General features: G+C 64.2%; 18 protein-coding genes, 1 tRNA gene and 1 pseudogene. 9 read left to right on the top strand and 11 right to left on the bottom strand.

Translation table 11 applies throughout. The features are described 5' to 3' along the window. Positions 1-213: pseudogene (locus ACKODO_RS02635) on the top strand (hypothetical protein); the annotation flags it as partial. Here the strand turns inward: ACKODO_RS02635 and moaA are convergent. Further along, entirely contained in the window at positions 214-1242 is a 1029-nt protein-coding gene (gene moaA, locus ACKODO_RS02630) for a GTP 3',8-cyclase MoaA (protein WP_408981903.1), read from the bottom strand. Between the two features lie 205 nt (positions 1243-1447). Here moaA and ACKODO_RS02625 point away from each other — a divergent pair, with 205 nt between their 5' ends. Then, positions 1448-1831 (top strand): gamma-butyrobetaine hydroxylase-like domain-containing protein, encoded by a 384-nt coding sequence (locus tag ACKODO_RS02625; protein ID WP_408981902.1) that lies wholly within the window; start codon positions 1448-1450, stop codon positions 1829-1831. Between the two features lie 72 nt (positions 1832-1903). Here the strand turns inward: ACKODO_RS02625 and ACKODO_RS02620 are convergent, their stop codons facing one another. After that, complete coding sequence (locus ACKODO_RS02620) at positions 1904-2476, bottom strand: L,D-transpeptidase (protein WP_408981901.1); 573 nt, start codon at positions 2474-2476, stop codon at positions 1904-1906. Between the two features lie 253 nt (positions 2477-2729). On the opposite strand from ACKODO_RS02620, the gene ACKODO_RS02615 reads away from it, so the two are divergent. Then, positions 2730-2804, top strand: a tRNA-Val gene (locus ACKODO_RS02615). A 155-nt stretch (positions 2805-2959) separates the two neighbouring features. Here ACKODO_RS02615 and ACKODO_RS02610 read toward each other — a convergent pair. After that, a complete protein-coding gene (locus ACKODO_RS02610) occupies positions 2960-3169 on the bottom strand; it encodes a hypothetical protein (RefSeq protein WP_408981900.1) in 210 nt (69 codons plus the stop codon). 281 nt (positions 3170-3450) lie between these two features. On the opposite strand from ACKODO_RS02610, the gene ACKODO_RS02605 reads away from it, so the two are divergent. The 5 genes from ACKODO_RS02605 to ACKODO_RS02585 are packed head-to-tail and all read left to right on the top strand — an operon-like array spanning position 3451 to position 8467. Beyond that, entirely contained in the window at positions 3451-4494 is a 1044-nt protein-coding gene (locus ACKODO_RS02605; protein WP_408981899.1) for an ABC transporter ATP-binding protein, read from the top strand. 53 nt (positions 4495-4547) lie between these two features. Next, on the top strand, positions 4548-5852 hold the full coding sequence (locus ACKODO_RS02600) for an ABC transporter substrate-binding protein (protein ID WP_408981898.1): 1305 nt from the start codon (positions 4548-4550) through the stop codon (positions 5850-5852). A 16-nt stretch (positions 5853-5868) separates the two neighbouring features. Next, positions 5869-6747, top strand: a complete 879-nt coding sequence (locus ACKODO_RS02595) for a carbohydrate ABC transporter permease (protein ID WP_408981897.1) — start codon at positions 5869-5871, stop codon at positions 6745-6747. Then, positions 6744-7607 (top strand): carbohydrate ABC transporter permease, encoded by an 864-nt coding sequence (locus tag ACKODO_RS02590; RefSeq protein WP_408981896.1) that lies wholly within the window; start codon positions 6744-6746, stop codon positions 7605-7607. The genes ACKODO_RS02595 and ACKODO_RS02590 overlap by 4 nt, the downstream gene beginning before the upstream one ends. 23 nt (positions 7608-7630) lie before the next feature. After that, on the top strand, positions 7631-8467 hold the full coding sequence (locus tag ACKODO_RS02585) for an endonuclease/exonuclease/phosphatase family protein (protein WP_408981895.1): 837 nt from the start codon (positions 7631-7633) through the stop codon (positions 8465-8467). Between the two features lie 30 nt (positions 8468-8497). On the opposite strand, the gene ACKODO_RS02580 is transcribed toward ACKODO_RS02585, so the two are convergent. The 8 genes from ACKODO_RS02580 to ACKODO_RS02545 form a co-directional block, all read right to left on the bottom strand. Further along, positions 8498-8983 (bottom strand): TspO/MBR family protein, encoded by a 486-nt coding sequence (locus tag ACKODO_RS02580; protein ID WP_408981894.1) that lies wholly within the window; start codon positions 8981-8983, stop codon positions 8498-8500. Positions 8984-9360: 377 nt separating this feature from the next. Further along, positions 9361-10467, bottom strand: a complete 1107-nt coding sequence (locus tag ACKODO_RS02575; RefSeq protein ID WP_408981893.1) for an ABC transporter ATP-binding protein — start codon at positions 10465-10467, stop codon at positions 9361-9363. Positions 10468-10493: 26 nt separating this feature from the next. After that, entirely contained in the window at positions 10494-12221 is a 1728-nt protein-coding gene (locus ACKODO_RS02570) for an ABC transporter permease (RefSeq protein WP_408981892.1), read from the bottom strand. 143 nt (positions 12222-12364) lie between these two features. Next, positions 12365-13702 carry an ABC transporter substrate-binding protein gene (locus tag ACKODO_RS02565; protein ID WP_408981891.1) on the bottom strand — a complete coding sequence of 446 codons (1338 nt, stop codon included), beginning with the start codon at positions 13700-13702 and terminating at the stop codon, positions 12365-12367. 209 nt (positions 13703-13911) lie between these two features. Beyond that, positions 13912-15252: a sigma-54-dependent transcriptional regulator gene (locus ACKODO_RS02560; protein ID WP_408981890.1), complete on the bottom strand. Its 1341-nt coding sequence runs from the start codon at positions 15250-15252 to the stop codon at positions 13912-13914. A 13-nt stretch (positions 15253-15265) separates the two neighbouring features. Next, positions 15266-17185, bottom strand: a complete 1920-nt coding sequence (locus ACKODO_RS02555) for an ATP-binding protein (protein ID WP_408981889.1) — start codon at positions 17183-17185, stop codon at positions 15266-15268. Beyond that, positions 17182-18513 (bottom strand): ABC transporter substrate-binding protein, encoded by a 1332-nt coding sequence (locus ACKODO_RS02550; RefSeq protein ID WP_408981888.1) that lies wholly within the window; start codon positions 18511-18513, stop codon positions 17182-17184. The genes ACKODO_RS02555 and ACKODO_RS02550 overlap by 4 nt, the downstream gene beginning before the upstream one ends. 47 nt (positions 18514-18560) lie before the next feature. Then, entirely contained in the window at positions 18561-19028 is a 468-nt protein-coding gene (locus ACKODO_RS02545) for a hypothetical protein (RefSeq protein ID WP_408981887.1), read from the bottom strand. 392 nt (positions 19029-19420) lie between these two features. Between ACKODO_RS02545 and ACKODO_RS02540 the strand changes: the two genes are divergently transcribed. Beyond that, positions 19421-19927: a recombinase family protein gene (locus ACKODO_RS02540; RefSeq protein WP_408981886.1), complete on the top strand. Its 507-nt coding sequence runs from the start codon at positions 19421-19423 to the stop codon at positions 19925-19927. Positions 19928-20092: the final 165 nt, after the last annotated feature.

The raw sequence follows: 20092 nt of genomic DNA, 5'->3' as shown, positions 1-20092 counted from the left end.
GATCGCGCCTGGAACATCTCGAATTGCCGCAACCGCCGGATCTACGACGATCGTGCCTGCCTACTGTCCGAGCTTGTCATCTGCGATTCCCTGATCCATACCTACAATCGGGATATGTGCAATGGCGTGGTCGTGCAGATGAAGGAAGTGGATGCGCCCATCCGCATCCGCAGCCAGCATTGGGGCGGCGTGCGGATGGCCTATCGCCTCTGATCAGCCGCCGGTCATGCTCATGTGACGGCCCACGGCCGGAATGTTCGTCTTCCGGTCAATCACGAAATCATGCCCCTTGGGCTTGCGGGAAATCGCCGCCTCGATCGCGCGCATGAGCGCGTCATCACTCTCGCTTTGCCGCAAGGGCTTGCGCAGGTCCGCGGCATCTTCCTGGCCGAGGCACATGAAGAGCGTGCCGGTGCAGGTGAGGCGCACGCGGTTGCAGCTCTCGCAGAAATTATGCGTGAGCGGCGTGATGAAGCCGATGCGCCCGCCCGTTTCCTTCGCGGTGAAATAGCGGGCCGGGCCCCCGGTGCGGTGGCTCGATTCCTCAAGCGTGAGGTGGTCCATCAGGCCCGCGCGCATCTGGCTCAGCGGCAGGTATTGATCGGCGCGATGGCCATCGACCTCGCCCAGCGGCATCACCTCGATGAAGGTGATATCCATGCCGCGCCCATGCGCCCAGCGGATCATGGGCACGAATTCATCCTCGTTGAAATCCTTCAGCGCCACCGCGTTGATCTTCACCTTGAGGCCGGCCTCCTGGGCGGCATCAATGCCCGCAAGCACCTTGTCGAGCGCGCCCCAGCGGGTAATGGCGCGGAATTTCTCGGCATCGAGCGTGTCGAGCGAGACATTGATGCGCTTCACGCCATATTCGGCGAGTTCACGCGCGAAGCGCTGGAGCTGCGAGCCATTCGTGGTGAGGGTGAGTTCCTGCAATGCACCCGAATCGAGATGGCGCGAGAGCGAGCGGAAGAGGGTCATGATGTCCCGCCGCACGAGGGGCTCGCCGCCGGTGATGCGCAGCTTCCGCACGCCGCGCCGCACGAAAGCGGAGCAGAGGCGATCGAGTTCCTCCAGCGTCAGAAGATCCTGCTTGGGCAGGAAGCTCATATGCTCGCTCATGCAATAGACACAGCGGAAATCGCAACGATCCGTCACCGAAACGCGCAAATACTCGATGCCGCGACCGAATGGATCGACCAGTTCAAAAGCTGGGGCAGGGGATTTCTCGGGCGTGGTCATGAACCAGAACTCATCCTCTGGCGGGTTGCGGTCAGTCCGCTCCCTTCCTGTCTGTCCATAAACTGCCGCGTCCATCGGCTTTGGCAAGAGGCGATGTGTTGGCAAGAGGCGATGTGTTGGCAAGAGCTTTTCTGTGCCCTAACTCGACGTCGCGCCTCTCGCCGAAGCCAAGTGCGAGATTGCTTGAAACCACAAGGCCTCCGAGATGACAGACAACACAGCCTGGCCCACCGAGTTGCGCATCGCGCAGAACCGCAAATCGCTGCTCGTCGCCTTCGATGACGGATATTCTGGAACAATTTCGGCCGAATTGCTGCGCGTGCGATCGCCTTCGGCAGAAGTGCAGGGGCATTCGCCCTCCGAGCGCAAGACCGTGCCCGGCAAGATCCACGTGATGATCCTCGGCGTCGAGCCCGTGGGAAACTACGCCATCCGCATCCGTTTCGACGACATGCATGACAGCGGCATCTATGGCTGGCCGCTTCTGCGCCACTTCGCAAGCCAGGGCGAGGCCGTCATGGCGGAATACGAGGCGGAACTTTCCGAGAAGGCCCTGAGCCGCGAGCCGAAGTTCCTGCCTCGTCGCTGAAGGAAGAGGGTCTGAAACGAAAAGGGCCGGTCCTGAACGACCGGCCCTGCAACCCTGCCGCGGCACTCGCGCTCAGCGCATAACGACCACGCGGGTTCCGACGCGGACACGCTCGTAGAGATCGATCACATCGGAATTGAGCATGCGGATGCAGCCTGAAGACACGGCCTGGCCGATCGTCTCCGGCTCGTTCGAGCCGTGGATGCGGTAGAGCGAGGTGCCAAGATAGAGCGCGCGGGCGCCCATCGGGTTGCCCTCGCCACCCGGCATGAAGCGCGGCAGATCGGGGCGGCGGCGCAGCATCTGGGCGGGAGGCGTCCAGGAAGGCCACTCGGCCTTGCGGGTCACGGTCTTTGTGCCAGCCCATGAGAAGCCGGGGCGGCCCACGCCCACGCCATATTTCATGGCGCGGCCATTCGGCAACACGAGGTAGAGACGCTTCTCGTTCGTATCCACCACGATGGTGCCCGGCGCGTGGCGGCCCTTGTACTCCACCTCCTGGCGGGGAATGGGCGAGGCAAAGAAACGGACATCATCCGCCAGGTGGAGCGGCTGGCGGGTCACGGGGTCTATTTCGGCAGAGGCATGCGACAAGGTCGCAAGACCGGCGAGACCGGCAAGGACAAGCGAGCGGATGAGGCGCATGGGCCAACTCCCGAAGATTCGGCACTGGAAAAGATGCATCAAGGCTGCTCTATGCCGAGCTAACGGTCAACAAGGCAAGTCCCTTCACGCAAGCGTGAGCACGTGTAAGCCGATGGCGCGCAAGCCGCAGCGGCTGTGTTGTATTTTTGCGACGATGGTCAACGCCCCTGCAAGAGTGTCTTGCACGGCCGGCAAGCTTCCCCGCACCCTGCGCTTGACGGGCGCCGTCCTTCTCGCGTATCCCCCAAAAGACGGGCGCGTAGCTCAGCGGGAGAGCATTCGCTTCACACGCGAAGGGTCACAGGTTCAATCCCTGTCGCGCCCACCATTCGGCGAGGTTCCTGGCCATTTCCGGATTTTCGGCTCTGACACACAGCGCTGGCACAGATGGCTTGGAAAAGCTTCTTGTCAGTTGAACGGCCACAGGTGCCGGAATCTGCTTCTTCCAAGCTTCCAAGCTTCCAAGTTTCCAAGCTTCCATCTTCAGGTTTTGCGGCTGTTCTTGGCGAGCTTTCCGGTCATCGCCCTGGCGAAACGCGAACCGGCCCGAGTTTCTTCGGCGGCTTCGCGCGGTCCAAGCACGAACCTTCTCAGTGGGATCGGCGCTTGTGAGGAGGTTTCCTGCATGTGGTCGCTGATTTGGCGCGCGGATGCCGCCGAATGCCCCTCCATGAACAGCATCTCGAACGACATACCGGTCAACCCGTTTCGGAAGCGGGTGCGCCTCGCTTTCACCGCATGCTGATCCGCATCGAGCAGGGCAAGGGACGCAGGTCGGCGCTTGATGCGATCCGGGTCGCCTTCCTCATGCCGGATGGAACCTGAGCGGCGCGATTGTAAACCGGCAAAGTAGATGTCTTGAACCTGTCACGCGAATGCGCTTTAAACTGCTTTGAAGAGAAAAACGGTCGCCTGAACGACCGACGGGGAAGCAGCGGAACCGGCGTCGGCGCCGCAGGAATGAGGCGGGACATATGGCGGCCGTTGAATTGCGGGGCGTCACCAAGCTATGGGGTGAGACGCGCGCGGTCGATGGCATCAGCTTTCGTGTCGAGCCCGGCCATCTCGTCGCGCTGCTCGGGCCCTCCGGCTGCGGCAAATCCACGACACTGCGCTTGATCGCCGGGCTTGAGGAAGCCAGCGAAGGTGTAATCCACATCGCCGGTCGCGACGTCACGCATGCTCCACCGGCGAACCGGGGGATCGCCATGGTTTTCCAGAACTATGCGCTGTTTCCGCATCTGACCGTGGCCGAGAACATCATCTTTGGTTTGCGCGTGCGCGCGCTCGACAAGGCGGAGCGCGAAAAGCGGCTCCAGGAGGCGGCGGCGATCCTCGGCCTCGGAAAGCTGCTGGAGCGCAAGCCCTCGCAATTATCCGGAGGGCAGCAGCAGCGCGTGGCTTTGGGCCGCGCGATCGTGGCTCGAGCCCCTGTCTGCCTGATGGATGAGCCGCTCTCCAATCTCGATGCCCAGCTGCGTGTCGAGATGCGCCGCGAAATCCGCGATCTCCAGCGTCGGCTCGGGATCACCATGGTCTATGTCACGCATGATCAGGTCGAGGCCATGACCATGGCCGATCAGGTGATCCTGATGCGCGAGGGGAGGATTGAGCAGGATGGCTCGCCCTCCGACCTCTATGAACGGCCAGAGACCATCTTCGTCGCCCGCTTCGTCGGCGCGCCGCCCATGAACGTCACCCCGCTCGCGGGGCTCGCGGGGGCGGAGGAGGCTTGGCCAGCGCCGCCGGATGGCCTCCTGCGCGCGCACGCAGCGCTCGGTGTGCGCGCCGAAGACCTCGATATCGGGGAGGGCGGCCTGCCCGCCGTTATCGTGGCGGTGGAATATCTCGGCGGAGAGACGCTCGTCGAAGCGAGCATCGGCACGCAGCACGTCATCGCTCGGCGCCCGGGCAAGATCGCCGCGCGGCAGGGCGAGCGCATCGGGCTGCAGGTTCCCGTGGGGGCCGCCCACTGGTTTGATGTATCGAGCGGCCGGCGTCTGTCCGGCCCGTCGTGAAATGAAGCAAACGGCTCCGTTAGAAACGGCGGCCATTGAAAGGGGAGGTTGACATGACAAAGCATGGGCGGACGAGCCGGCGCGAATTGCTGGCGGGTGGCGTGGCCTTGGCCGGCATGGCCGCAGCGGGGCCGGCGATTGCGCAGGCTGCGGAAGTTTCGTTCTTCTATCCGGTGGCGGTGGGTGGTCCGATTACCAAGCTGATCGACAGCTTTGCCGCGGATTTCGAGAAAGAGAACCCGAACATCAAGGTCCGCCCGATCTATGCGGGCACCTATCAGGAGACGATCGTCAAGGCGCTGACCGCCCACAAGAGCGGCACCCCGCCGGTCACGTCGGTCCTGCTCTCCACCGACATGTTCACGCTGATCGACGAGGATGCGATCGTTCCCTTCGATGAATTCATCTCTACCGATGCGGATCGCGAGTGGCTCAAGAGCTTCTTCCCGGCCTTCATGGAAAACAGCCAGACCGGCGGCAAGACCTGGGGTATCCCCTTCCAGCGCTCCACGGTGGTGCTCTACTGGAACAAGGAGATGTTCCGCGAGGCCGGGCTTGACCCGGAGAAGCCGCCGCAGAACTGGGCCGAGCAGATCGAATTCGCGCAGAAGCTGACCAAGCGCGACGCATCCGGCGCGGTCACGCAATGGGGTATCCAGATCCCGTCGTCGGGCTTCCCCTACTGGCTGTTCCAGGGGCTTTCGACGCAGGCTGGCGCCATCCTTGCCAATTCCGCGGGCAACCGCACCGATTTCACCAACCCGGCCGTGCTTGAAGCGCTGCAATACTGGATGGACCTCGCGCAGAAGCACAGGGTCCACCCGACCGGAATCGTGGAATGGGGCACCACGCCGCGTGACTTTTTCGAGCGCAAGGTCGCGATGATGTGGACCACGACCGGCAACCTCACCAATGTGCGAAGCAATGCCCGCTTCCCGTTCGGCGTGGCCATGCTGCCCGCAGGCAAGCGCCGGGGCAGCCCGACGGGCGGCGGCAATTTCTACATTTCCAAGAAGGCTGCCCGTGCGCAGCAGGAGGCGGCCTTCCGCTTCATCCGGTGGATCACCACGCCGGAGCGTGCGGCGCAATGGGGCATCGACACCGGCTATGTCGCAGTGTCGCCTGCCGCCTATGAGACCCCCGCGATGAAGGCCTACGCGGCCGATTTCCCGGCTGCGCTCGTGGCGCGCGATCAGCTCCCCCATGCTGTCGCGGAGTTCTCCACGCATGAGAACCAGCGCGTGACCAAGGCCTTCAACGACGCCCTGCAGGCCGCGATTCTCGGCACCAAGCCGCCCGCGCAAGCCCTTGCCGAGGCGCAGGCCGAGGCAGAGCGCATCCTGCGGCCCTACCGCTGATCATCAGGTTCGCCGGATGACCGCATATCAGCGCGCGACCGTGCATGGCTGGCTGCTTCTGCTGCCGGCCATGAGCTGTCTCGCGTTGTTCACCCATTGGCCGGCAGTGGCGTCGATCATCGACAGTTTCTACTCGACGCCGCGTCCCCGTCGGCCTTCCCGGTTCATCGGGCTCGAGAATTACGAGGCGATGATCGCTGATCCGATCTTCTGGCGGGCGCTCGTCAACAATTTCTGGTTCGCGGTCGGCACCATTCCGCTCTCGATCGGGCTCGCCATCCTGATGGCGATCTGGGTGAATGACCGGATCAAGGGCCAGGCCTGGGTGCGGATGGCCTATTTCACGCCCACCATCCTGCCGATGATCGCGGTTGCGAATATCTGGCTGTTCTTCTTCACGCCCCAATACGGGCTGATCGAGCAGGTCGTGCAGTTCTTTGGCGGCTCTGCCACGAACTGGCTCGGCTCCGGCGATACCGCTCTCTTCGCTGTCATCGTGGTGGCGGTCTGGAAGGAGGCGGGCTTCTTCATGATCTTCTACCTTGCCGCCTTGCAGGGGATTTCCCCAAGCCTCGGGGAGGCGGCCGCGATCGAGGGGGCCTCGCGCTGGTATTACTTCCGGCGCGTGCTCTTTCCGCTCCTCATGCCGACGACGCTTTTCGTGCTCATCAATGCCATGATCAACGCCTTCCGCATGGTTGACCATATCGTCGTCATGACGAGGGGTGGCCCGGACAATGCGACCACGCTTCTGCTTTTCTACATCTACCAGGTCGGCTTCAGCTTCTGGGATACGGGCTATGCCGCGACGCTGACCTGCGTGCTGCTGGCGATCCTCGCGATCATCGCCTTTGTTCAATATGGCTGGCTCGAGCGACGGATTCATTATCGATGAGCGCAGCCCCCAAACCCGGAGCGGTGCCCGCGAGGCGCGACCCCTATGCGCCGCGTGGGCGTGCCCTGACGCTCGAATCCGCAGGCGCGATCCTGCTCGCGATCCTGTGGGTGTTGCCGCTTGCCTATGCGGTGTGGGCCGCGATCCACCCCTCGGAATACACCACGCGCTTTGAACTTTTCGCTCCGCTGACCCTCGACAACTTCACGCGGGCCTGGGCGGCAGCACCCTTCGCGCGGTACTTTCTGAACACCTTCTTGCTGGTGACCTTCATCCTTGCCTTCCAGCTCGTCCTCGGCACGCTCGCGGCCTATGCTTTGGCGCGGCAGGATTTCTGGGGGCGGGATGTCGCTTTCGCGCTGATCCTCGCGCAGCTCATGATCATGCCCGACGCGCTGATCGTCGAGAATTACCGCACCATGACGCGGCTGGGGCTGGTCGATACCATTCCCGCCATCGCGCTGCCCTATATCGCGTCGGCCTTTGGCATCTTCCTCCTGCGCCAGACCTTCAAGACCGTGCCCAAGGAACTGGATGATGCCGCGCGCGTGGAGGGCGCGAGCCCGCTTCAGGTGCTGATGAAGGTCTATGTGCCGCTCGCCCGCCCCACCTACATCGCCTATGGCCTTGTCTCGGTCAGCTACCATTGGAACAATTTCCTCTGGCCGCTGATCATCACGAACTCTGTGGAGTCTCGGCCCCTCACGGTCGGGCTGCAGATTTTCTCCTCGCCCGATCAGGGGGTCGACTGGGCTGTGATCTGCGCGGCGACGCTCATGACATCCGCCCCGTTGCTGATCGCCTTCCTCCTCTTCCAGCGCCAGTTCGTGCAGAGCTTCATGCGCGCTGGCATTCGCTGAACCATCCTTATCGGGGTCCGCCGATGAACCTGATCACCTGGAACGTGCAATGGTGCCTCGGCGCGGATGGCGTGCTCGATCCGGCGCGCATCGTGGACCATGCACGCGCCATGGCCGATTTAGACGTGCTTTGCCTGCAGGAAGTGGCGGATAACTTCCCCGAGCTGAATGAAACCCCGAGGGGCGACCAGTTCCGCAAGTTCGCCGAATTGCTTCCGGGCTTCCAGGCCATCGAGGGCGTGGCGCTGGAGACGCGCGACGCGGAAGGACGGCCCAAGCGCTTCGGCAACATGATCCTGACACGCCTGCCGGTGATCCAGGTGCTGCGTCACACGCTGCCCTGGGGCGCGCGCGAGAACCGCAACATGCCGCGCGGATTGCTGGAAGTCATCGTCGATGGCCCGTTCGGACCGTTGCGGGTGATGACCACCCATCTCGAATATTCGCACCCCGATCTGCGCCGCCCGCAGATCGGGGCCATCCGCTCGATCCATGAACAGGCGGCGGCCCGCGCCGCCGCACCGCGAGAGGACGGCCCGCACACCTATCGTGGCACCGCCCAGCCGGCCTCCGCGATCCTCTGCGGCGATTTCAACATGCTGCCGGACGACCCCATGAAGCATGCCCTTGAGGCGCCTTTCGCGAGCGGCGCGCCTGCCTTTGTCGACGGCTGGATTCACCTCAACGGATCAAATCCGCATCCGATGTCAGCTTGCGTGCAGCAGCCCAGCTACGCTTCGCCCCATTGCTGCGACTATGTCTTTGTGACGGACGACATGCTGCCGCGGCTCGCCATGGTCAGTTATGATGCCGAAACCCGGGCCTCCGACCACCAGCCTGTGCTCGCGCGCTTCGCCTGATGCGCCCCCCCATCGGCGAGCAATTGTCGTTCAGGTCGTTGTTGAGCCGCGCGGGCCATTCAGTTGCAGGAGACGATAATTCAGCAGAGCAGCAATGGTCACCCATGCCAGATAAGGAACCAGCAGAAGCGCCGCCAGCGCGCTGAATGGATAAAATGCCACAAGAACCATGACGATCATGGCCCAAAGGCAGATCACCTCGATCATCGCCCAATCCAGGCGCTTCAACCCGAAGAACAGGAATGACCACGCCGCATTCACAAGCAGGTGGAGCGCGTAAAGGACAAGGGCTGGCCAAGCCGACAGCCCGGCAGCCTCCCAAACAAGCCAGCCTGAGACAGCGATCGCGCAGAACAACACGGACCACACGATCGGAAACGCCCAATTGGGAGGTGTCCAGCTTGGCTTGCGCAGTTTCGCATACCACAGATCCGGGCGAAAAAACGCGCCACTGGAAGCAGCGGCAAAGTTCAGCAAAAGAAACACGATCAGAGCAGATATCGAGGACAGGGCCAAATTCGCTCCTTCCGATTGTGTCTGTGCGAAAAACAGACCGGTGCTCAGATTGCACGCCCTGTTCAGGCGCTGAAGTCAGCGTGGGAAGGCCAGCATATAGTTGAAGATGGTGATTCCGAACAGGCCCGATCGTATGCCTTCAGTCGTTGCCGATTGTGCTGAGCGGATGCGGCAGCCGGCGAGTTACGGTCGAGAATTCGTTCAGGACGAGCGCGGCAACAGCGGATACACACGATCGCCGCGAGGCGGATGATCTCGAGGCTCGTTTTGAACGAGCGAAAGATGCCGGCATGACAGATCCCGCCCGGCCAGCGGCCCTCCTTGCCAGCCACAAGCCGGTTTTCCTCTGACAATGCTCAACCTTCAGGGGGCGAGCATCACGCCGCGAGGAACAGGGCGCGGGAATGGTCGAGGTCTACCGCAATCGGCGCGCCTGTTGGCAGCGGCGCATTGCCGGCCTGATGCGGCACATCGACAAGCACCTCATTCGCGCCGATCGCCACGCCATAGCGCAAGGATGCGCCGAGGAACTCGACATGGGTGATGCGGCCATCAAGGCGCGTCATGCCCGGTGAATTCGGCGCATCATGCGGGGCGATGCGCGCATTCTGCGGCCGGAAGACGAGTTTTGCGCCCGGCTGCACATTCTCCTTCGCCGGGAAGGGCAGCCGGCCGCCGCCAGCAATCGCGAATTCCGCACCAGCCGTTTCGGCGGTGCCATCGAGGATGTTCGCCGTGCCGAGAAAGTTCGCGACGAAGAGGTTCGCCGGCCGATCATAAAGCGCCATCGGCGTGCCAACCTGCTGCACCACACCGTCGTTCATCACGGCGATGCGGTCGCAGATGGTGTTCGCCTCCTCCTGGTCATGCGTCACGAAGATCGTGGTGATGCCCAGTTCCTGCTGCAGATCGCGCAATTCGCGGCGCACCTGCACGCGCATCTTCGCATCAAGGTTCGAGAGCGGCTCATCGAGCAGCAGAACCTTCGGCCGCACCGCGATGGTGCGGGCAAGCGCCACGCGCTGCTGCTGGCCGCCGGAGAGCTGCGAGGGGCGGCGATCCTTGAGGTGCTTGAGGTTCACGAGATCGAGCGCCTGATCGACGCGGGCGGCGATCTCGACCTTCGGGAGTTTCCGCTCCTCGAGACCGAAGGCAACGTTCTTCGCGACACTCATATGCGGCCAGAGCGCGTAGGACTGGAAGACCATGCCCACATCGCGCTTCCACGGCGGGAGGCTCGAAATATCCTGTCCGCCCACCATCACACGCCCGGTTTGCGCGATGTTGAAGCCGGCGATGAGGCGCAGAAGCGTCGTCTTCCCGCAACCCGAGGGGCCGAGGAAGGCGAAGAACTCGCCCGGCTCGATCCGCAAGTTGACGTCCTTCAGCACGTGGGTCGCGCCATAGGAAAGGTTGACGCCGGCAACGTCGATCCCCGCAGCATTGCGGCGGATTTCCGCGCCGAGATCCGAGGTGATGCTCATCAGAATTGCTCCCGAATTGAAAAGAATCAGCGCCCCGCCCTGGTGGAGCGGTCGCGCTCCGCAAGCAACTGGGACAGGTAGGTGGAGATGCCGACGATCAGCACGGCGATGATGCCCAGGGCCGCGCCCGCGCCACGCCCGGCGGGTGATTGCATGAAGACGTAGAGGCCATAGGCGAGGGGGGCGTCTGAGGTGTTCTGCACCAGCATCATGGTCGCGGAGAGTTCCACGGACGCTGTGGCGAAGCTCGTGACGAATCCGGCGAGAATGCCGCCGGTCATCAAAGGCACCATGATCTTGCGAATGGTCGAAGCCTTGTTCGCACCGAGATTTTCGGCGGCCTCCTCCAGCGAGACGCTGATCTGCTGCATCGCCGCCATGCAGGCCCGCAGCGCATAGGGCAGGCGGCGCACGGCGAGCGCGATCACGATGATGATCCAGAGGCTCGTGACCGATTGGCCCGAGGGCAGGCTCACCCCATAATAGGCGCGAAGATAGCCGATGCCGAGCACCACGCCGGGCACGGCCAATGCCGCGCTCGCGAGGTAATCCAGCCATTGCCGGCCCGGCACCTTGGTGCGCAGCACGATGTAGGAGATCGCCGTTCCGATGATGATGCCGATGAAACCGGCGATCGTGGCATAAAGCAGCGTGTTCCAGATGTATTGGCCGCTTTCCAGCACCACGCGGGTGTAATGTGCGGTGGTAAAGCCGTCGGGGAGCACGCTGAAGGACCAGACGGTCGAGAAGGAGAGCAGCAGCAGGCCAAGATGCGGGGCCAGCACCAGCGCGAGGATCAGCCCGATCGTGCCCCAGGCCATCACAAGATCGAGCCCGCCGATGGGCCGCTTTGAAAGGCCGCCACCGCCTCGCTGCACGGTCGCGTAATCGCGGTTGCGCATGGTCGAGGTTGCGATGAACAGCGAGAGCACCGAGAAGACGATCAGAACGACCGAGATCACATAGCCCATCGGGTCTTTTAGACCGATCGAGGTGATGCGCAGATAGGCCTGCGGCGCGAGCATGTCCTTCACGTTCAGCAGGAGCGGTGTCGCGAGGTCATCGAAGACCTTGATGAAGACCAGGCTCGCGCCCGCCACATAGCCGGGCATGGCGAGCGGAAACACGATGCGCCGGAAGAGCCGGCCACCGGAGCAGCCCAGGTTCTGGGCGGCTTCCTCCATCGAGCGGTCGATGTTGCGCAGGGATGCGGTCAGGTTGATGAGGATGAACGGGAAATAGTGGACGCTCTGCACGAAGATCACGCCATTCAGCCCCTCCATGAACGGGATGTTGATCCCGAACCAGTCACCCAGCAGCAGGTTCACCGAGCCGTTGCGCCCGAAGAACAACTGCATCGCGACGGCACCCGCAAAGGGCGGCATGATGAGCGGAATGACACCAAGCGTCTGGATGATCGCCGCGCCACGGAACTCGAAGCGTGTCGTGAAATAGGCCAACGGCAGCGCGAAGATCGTCGCCCAGACCACGGACATCGCCGAGACATAGAGCGAGTTCGCAAAGGAGCGCAGGAACATCTCGTTGCGCGCAAAATCTGCGAAATTCAAGAGCGTGAACGCGCCGCTATTCGGGTCCTGGAAGGCGACGAGGATCACCATCGCCACGGGGATGAGCAGGAACAGCGCGAGGAAGGCGACAATCGCGCCGATCGTCAGCCATTGGCCAGGCGTGGCAACGGCCTGCTGCGCGGCAGGGGCGGCCTTGTCAGTGGAAAAATCGGTTGCGACCGTCATGGGTGGGTCCACTTTTCTTCAGGCGCCCGGGACCGGGCCTCGCGCGCAGGAGAGACAAAGAATGTTTCGAATGATTTTGGGAGAGATGCCCCGGCGACAAAGGGAGTTGCCGCCGGGTGCTCGTCCGGAGAGGTGCGGGAACCTCAGCGGGCGAGTTTCACAGCTTCCTCAGCCTTGGCTTTTGCCTTGGCGTAGTTCTCCTTGGAGAACGCTGCCCAGCGGCGCTCGAACTCGGCCTGGCGGGTTTTGGAATCAGCGCCGCCACGGAAGGCTCCGACAATCTCGGTGTTGCTGCTCGCCTGCGATTCCGTGATCGGCACGGCGCTGACAAGCTTGCGCGCCTCGTCCAGCGCGGCCCTGGCCTGCGGATTGGCTTTCTTCGCAAGCAGGCCCTCGGCCTCGTGCATCAGCTTCGTCACGGCCTTGAGATCCGCGAGCTGGAAGGTAATCATCTGGTCGAAGAGCGTATCGACCACGGCCGTGCGACGCTCCGACTTGTCCACGTCGAAATGCAGCATCTTCTGGAAGTTCGCATCCTTGAACGGGTTGGGGAAGCCCGGAGGTGCCTTCGCATAGGTCTCGGGGTTGACCGGCAGGCGGCGAATGGTGGGTTCCAGCAGCACTTCCTGCCCGGTGGGCGAGAGCAGGAACTCGATGAAGGCTTCCGCACCCGCCCGGTTCGGCGCGCCGGCGATGATGCCGACATTCGCCGGCACTACGGTCGTCACGCTGGGATAGACGAATTTCACCGGAAAGCCCGCGCCCTGCGCCGAGAAGGCGAAGAAATCGATGACGATGCCGATGCCGACCTGGCCGGAATTCACCGCATCCGGCACGCCGAACGAACGTTCGGCAATGGTATTGAAGTTGCCGGCCATGGCCTTGATGGTGGCCCAGCCCTTCTCCCAGCCCTCACCCTGAAGGATCGTCTCGAGCGTGAGATGCGTCGTGCCGGAGCGCGCAGGCGAGGCGATGGACACATGGTCATGGTAGACGGGCGTGGCGAGATCCGACCACTCCTTCGGCTCGGGGATGCGGTTCGCGCGCAAATAGCGCTCGTTCCACATGATGCCGTAGCCCGAGGCCGCGAAGCCGAAATAGAACCCATCCGGATCGTTGATCGGATAGGAGCCGACCTTCGCCGGAATGCCTTTCACCTTGAGGTCGTATTTCTGCAGCAGCTTCTTGCCCTTCAGCACCTCGAAGGCATCGGGAGCCGAGGCCCAGAACAGGTCGCTCTGCGGGTTGGAACGGGTCTCCTCGACGAATTTCACGCCCGCATTGGTGTTGCGGTTCTGCACTTCGAGGGTGAGACCCGGATTGGCCTTCTCGAAGGCTTTCTTGATCGGGTCGGTCACGTCCTTCGGGAAAGAGGTGACGACAGTCACCTTGCCCGACGGCGCCTGTGCGAAGGCAGGGCCTGCCCCTACCAGCACGACGCTGGCAGCAAGGGCATGGAGCCAGTGGCGACGGTTCAACATGGGTGTTTCTCCCTTCCGTGGAATGGTCTTTTGCCGCCGGTTCCATGCCTGCGGACGTCGAGGGGCTGCACCCGCCATGCCAAGAGGGCGCGGCGGGAAAAGGCGCGGAAATGCAAGGACTTCTTGCGGTCGCGAAGGAAAATGTGCGTTACCGTTCTTACCCATGGGCCTGAATTCCGCGGGTCGCGCGGGTAACGCGGGGCGTCTTATCAGGTCTCCTGCGCCTCCTCCGGGCGGCTCAGGCCATGGGCGCGAAGCTTGAGGTAGAGCGTCTTGCGCGTGATCTCGAGTCGGCGCGCGATTTCCTCATAGGTCCCGCCTTCGGCGAGCGCGGCGATGAGTTCGCGCTTCTCATGCGCGGCCATGCGCGCCTCGAGGCTCGCACCATTCTCGCGGGCGCTGGCCTGCGCCACCGGGCCGGGGCCGAGGGGCGGGAAGCCAAGCGCCGCGCGCTCAGCGGCATTCCGGAGTTCGCGGATATTGCCCGGCCAATCATGCGCGAGAAGGCTCCCGAGATCGCCTTCGGGCGGGAGCGGACGGCGCAGGCGGGCTGCCGCTTCTGCCACGAAATGCCGGAAGAGCAGCAGCACATCCTCGCCGCGCAGGCGCAAGGGAGGCGTTTCGATCGGCAGGACCGCGAGCCGATAGACCAGATCCTCTCGAAACTGTCCGTTTTTGGCGAGGGCGGAGAGATCAGCTTTGGTTGCGGCGATCACCCGGAGATCGACGGGGATTTCCTTTCCCCCGCCGAGGCGTTCCAGCCGCCTTTCCTGCAACACACGCAGCAGCCTTGTCTGCGCATCCATGGGCATGCTCTCGATCTCGTCGAGGAAAAGCGTGCCCTGATGTGCCTGCTCGATTCGGCCGATCCGTCGGTCCTTCGCGCCCGTGAAGGCGCCGGGCTCGTGGCCGAAAAGCTCGGATTCGATCAAGGTCGCGGGAAGCGCCGCGCAATTGATGGCCACGAAAGGCCCGCGCGCCCGGGGACCGAGATCATGCAGCGCGCGAGCAACCAGTTCCTTGCCCGTGCCCGTCTCGCCATGGATCAGCACGGTGCTGTCCACCTCCGCGAGCGCCAGCACGATCTCGCGCATCCGCCTGATAGCCGCGGATTGCCCGAGGATGCGCTGCTCGATGGCCCGGCTCTGGATGTTCCCGGCCATGCGGCGATGATCGAGCACAAGGCCGCGCAAGCTGCTCGCGCGGCGCAGGAGTTCCAGCACATAGGCCGGGTCGGCAGGCTTCTCGACGAAATCATGCGCACCCTGCCGCATGGCAGAGACCGCCATCGGCACATCGGCATGGCCGGAAATCAGGATGACCGGAATATCCGGATCGATCGATCTGACCTCGGCGAGCACCGCGAAACCGTCCCGCGCGGGCATGCGCACATCGGTGACGACCACGATATCCGCCTCGCGCTTCAGGTGCTCGCGCGCGGCCATCAGCGAGGCGCAGGGCTCCACCGGATAGCCGCCGAGGCGGAAGGTTCCGGCGAGCGCCTCCAGCACTTCCTCGTCATCGTCGATCAGCACAATCGTGCTCGGCATAGGCTTCTCCGGTTCAATTCTCGGGCACCGCGCGCAGTTCCAGCGCGAAATGCGCACCGCGTTCGGCCGGCAGCAGGCGAAGCGCGCCGCCGAAATCGCGGATGATGCTGAAGGAAATCGTGAGCCCCAAACCCACGCCCTCGCCGGGTGGTTTCGAGGTCACGAAGGGGTCGAAAATCGTGGCGCGCACCGCTTCCGGCACGCCGGGACCGTTATCCAGCACCTCGATGCGCACCAGATTGTTGCGCGGCTCGGCGCGGATGGTGATCACCGGCTCCGGCGTGCCCGCCAGCGCGTCCAGCGCATTGGCGAGGAGGTTCACGAAGACCTGTTCCAGCCGGATATCCTCGGCCTCGACCATCAACCCCTCGGGGATATCGCGTTCGAGGCGGGTGTCGCTCTCGCGCAGCCTGCTTGCGAGAATCAGCACCGCGCCTTCCACCACCTCGTGGAGGTTCACGGGGCGCAAGGCGAGGTCCGGCCTGCGCGCGAAACGCCGGAGATGTCCAACGACATGCGCGGCACGCGCGGTCAGGTCCTGCACCTTCTTCAGCGCGTGCCTCACGCCGTCCGTATCGCCGCGCTCCTGCAGCAGGCTCGCATTGTAGGCATGCGAGCGGATGGCGTTGAGCGGCTGGTTGAGTTCATGCGCGATACCCGCCGAGAGGTGCCCCAAGGCCGCGAGCTTCGCGGATTGAACAAGGTCGCTCTGCGCGCGGCGGAATCCTTCCATGGCGCGGGCCATGTCGCTCAGTTCATCGCGTCCCGAAATCTCGATGGGCGGGGGAATGCGCCCGTCACCCAGCATGCGCGCGGCATCCGCGAGGTGGCGGATGCGCCGGATGAGGTTCGAGCGCACATAGAAAATCCCCACGCCCAGCGAGGCCACCACGGCGGCAATGCCCACAAGCAGCAGCAGGTTGCGGCCGAGTGCGATCGCCGCTTCCGCGCTGCGCCGCGTCTCCCCCGCCTGAAGCGAGGCGCGCGAGACCATCCCGGCGATCTCGCCATCGAACGCGCCGACCAAGGTGCGGTTTTCTGCCAGAAGCAGCGCGAGCTTCCGCTGCTGCGCAAGTTCCAGCCGTCGCAATGCCGGCAGGCCATTCGCGGCGGTGGAGAGTTCCACGAGACGCTGCACGATCTGCCGAAGCGTGAGGGTGTCCTGCGCTTCCTCCAGTGGCGGCACCTGCTGGCCGATGAGATCGACCGCTTCCGCCAGGAAATGACTGTCGAGGGTCAGCTGTTCGAGGCTGTCCACCGCCGCGATGCGGCTGATGAGGCCGATCGCGAGGTTCGCATGCGAGGAGAGCTGCAAAATCGCCTCGGCCTTGTGGATCTGACGGCGGATTTCCGCCACCTGCCGGGCATCGCCGCGCGCCCTCGTTTCGAGTTCCACGAGCTGCCCCTGCACGATGATGCGCGCATCATCGACGAGTGGCTCGGCTTCCTCCACGAAATCCGAGTGGAGGCTGCGGACCTCGCGCAGCAGCGTCTCGTTCTGCCGCCGCATGGTGAGGGCGGCGAGGGTTTCGGCGCGGATGGCATCGAGGTTTTCCTCAAGATCGTCGATCAGCCGGCCCATGCCCTCCGGTGCCGTGGCGCGCTCGCGCGAGACGAGCTGGCGCAGGGCGCCGGCGCGTTCACGCAGGCGGTTGCCGATCTCCTCCACCTCCGCGCTGCTCTCGGCGCGGGAAAGCAGCGGCGCACCGGCGGTGATCGCACCGCCCAATTGTGCGAGTTGCCCCGCCGAGATGACCACCGGCAACTGCCCTTCGCCGATCGCGCGGATCGAGCCGCTGACGCGCTCGAAGGCGAGCCACGAAATCACCCCGGCGAGCACCGCGAACAGCGCCGAGAGCCCGAAGGCAAGGCCCAGCCTGCCGCCGATGCCGAGGCGCGCGCGCGGAGTTTCCGGCTGCAGGCTCTCGCTCATGGCCGTGCGCTCCCCGCCTCCGGGTTGAGCCGCCGCGCAAGCGCTTCCAGGCGCGCTTCTGCCGTCGCGAGGCTCGCTTCCGCCCCCTGCCGGATGCGTTCAACCAGGGCAGCCTGAACCGGTGGCGGCGGCACGCCACGTGGCACACGCTTCAGTTCGGTCGAGGCTGGATCATTTTCCAATGCAGCGAGTGCTTCCGGCAAGCTCGCGGCGAGATCACCCACAGCCTGCCATTCTCGGGCCAGCGCGGCATCGGCATGCGCCTTCTCGCGGATCTCCGCATGGAGGCGCCAGAATTTCTGCAGGCGCACGATCCGCTCGGTGATGAGTTCGTCGAACAGGATGTTCACGAGTTCGTAGCGCCGGCCTGACTTTGCGGCATCGAACACGAAGCCGGACTGACCGGCTTCCGCCAGCGCGAAAAGGTCCTCGCGATCGGGCGCCGCCATGCCCGCCGCGACCGGGTGCCGGTTGATGCGCGGCTCGGTGAGCAGCCTCTGCCCCGCCTCGGAGAGCACGAAAGCCGCGAAACGCCGCGCGCCCTCAGGGTTTCGCGCGGTGGAGAGCACGGCGATGCTGGCCGGAAGGAACACATTCTCGGCCGGATAGGCGAAACCGAGATCATCCGTGCCCGAACGGCCCAGAAAATCAATCGACAGGCCAACAGCGAAACGCCCCTGCGCCACGCCGCTCGGCACGGAGAAGGAGCGGGCCGTCACCGTCGCGAGATTGCCGGCGAGACGCTGCCAGATCTCCCAGCCTTTCCGCCAGCCATAAAGCTGCAGCACCGTCTCGACCATGAGATGCGTCGTGCCGGAGCGCGAGGGCGCGGACATGGCGATGAGCCCGCGATAACGCGGATCGGTGAGGTCCGCGATGGCCCTGGGCGGCGCGAGGCCCGCGCGCGTGAGGCTCGGCTGATGCCACATCATGCCGTAGCCCGAGACTGAGAAGCCCCGGAACATGCCATCCGGCACATCGACGGGAAACCCGCCGATCCGGGGTGAGACCGGGCGCAGGCCGGCTGGAATCGGCAGCAACTTGCCGGCCTCGCGCAGAACCTCGAAAGCATCGGGTGCCGAGGCCCAGAACACATCTGCCTCGAAGCGCCCGCCCGCCACCATGGCAATGGCCGCAGTGGTCTTCCGGTTCATGATGCGAAGGCGAAAATCCGATTCCCTCGCCTCGAAGGCCCGGCGGAACGGCTCGTAGAGCGAAGCCGGGAAGGATGTGATCACCACCACCTCCTCGCGCGCGAACCCCGGCCTTGTGAGCGCCAGCAGCAGGCTGACGAGCAGCAGGGGGCGGAGGAGGAGGAGCGCTCTCATGCGCGCGATTGAGGCGGATTTGCCGGAGCCATGCAAGCTTTGCCGGCTCATTCCACGCGGATGCTCACACGTCGTGTTTCACCGAGGCGGTCGATCACGGCGATCTCGGCGAAACCCCGCCCGGGCGCGGGCAGGGAGATCGAGCGCCGCATCTGGCTTTCTGAGGCAGGAATCCCGTTCAGCAGCAGGGTGAAGGGCGGCGAACCGCCCTGCAACTTCACCATCAGGGCCGCTTCCGTGCCGTCCCGCAGGCTGTCGCTGTCGAGTCTCGCGCCATCCGGCGGGTAGGCGATCTGAAGGGCCGGCCGCGTGGCGGCGGCGATGGTCTTGGCAACATCCTGCCGGAGATGCCGCAGCGGCGGTGGCAGGGCCGAGGTGCGCGCGACGATCGCCTCCGGCGGGCGGGGTGGAATGCCGGGCTGCAATCCCGCGCGCTGGAACGCCTCGAAGAGGATCGGCGCCGCACTGCGCCGGCCGACAAGGCCCGGGACCGGCGCGTTATCCGCCCGGCCCACCCACACGCCGATGGCGTGGCGCCTGTCGAATCCAACCGCGAAAGCATCGCGATAGCCGAAGGAGGTGCCGGTCTTGAAGGCGATGCGCCCCGGCGGGCCATTGTCGGGCGGTGGCGCACCGAGCAGAATATCCGCAATATACCAGCTCGCGACTGGGCTTGGGAGTGATGGCGTTCGCCGTCAGGCCACCATTGCCTTCATAGTTGAGGCCGAGCGGGTTGTGATTCACGGTATTCTCGGACGTGGGCAGGATGTGAACCGTCTGTTCGAGGATGAAGGCGAATAGCGCGCTTCCCGAAGGCCGTTGCAGGAAAGAAGAATTATGAGACGTCTGCCCAACCCTTGTGCATCAAGGGCTTGCTCGTCTCACAATATAGTCTCATAATGTGTTCATGATTTGCGGCTTTGCGCGCGTATCGATAGACGGGCAAACCCTCGACGCCCAGCGCGCCGCATTACTGGCTGCTGGTGCCGAAAAGGTGTTTCAGGAAACAGCCAGCGGAGCCAAGGCCGACCGCAGCGAGCTGGCGAAAGCACTCAAGGCCCTGAATGCGGGTGACGTGGTGCTTGTCACCCGCCTCGACCGTCTGGCACGTTCTACCCGTGACGTACTCAATACCCTCGACACCATCGCCAAGGCCGGAGCCGGATTCCGCTCGATAGCCGACGCATGGGCCCACACCGTCACCCCGCATGGCCGTTTGATGCTGACCGTGTTGGGTGGGCTGGCCGAGTTCGAGCGTGAGCTTATCCGCGCCCGCACAGGAGAAGGCCGCACCCGCGCCAAGGCCCGAGGCGTGAAGATGGGGCCGAAGTTCAAGCTAACCCCCGAACAGCGCCGCCATGTGGCTCAGGAGCGCGCCAAGGGTGAGAGCGTTCGTCACCTCGCTTGCGCCTAGTGATCAGGACAGCAGGCTGTCCACGGCCTCGTTCAGCGCATTGAAATGGTGGATCAGCCGGTCGGGCGCGAGTTCCGCCATGGGGACATTGGTGTATCCGAAGCTGACGCCGATGGTCGGCACCCCGAGATTGCGCGCGGTTTCAAGGTCCGTGATGCTGTCGCC

The organism is Rhabdaerophilum sp., assembly GCF_046092605.1.
Taxonomy (GTDB): domain Bacteria; phylum Pseudomonadota; class Alphaproteobacteria; order Rhizobiales; family Beijerinckiaceae; genus Rhabdaerophilum.
The sequence above is the reverse complement of the archived record's forward strand: the minus strand, read 5'-3'. Positions and strand labels throughout refer to the sequence as shown.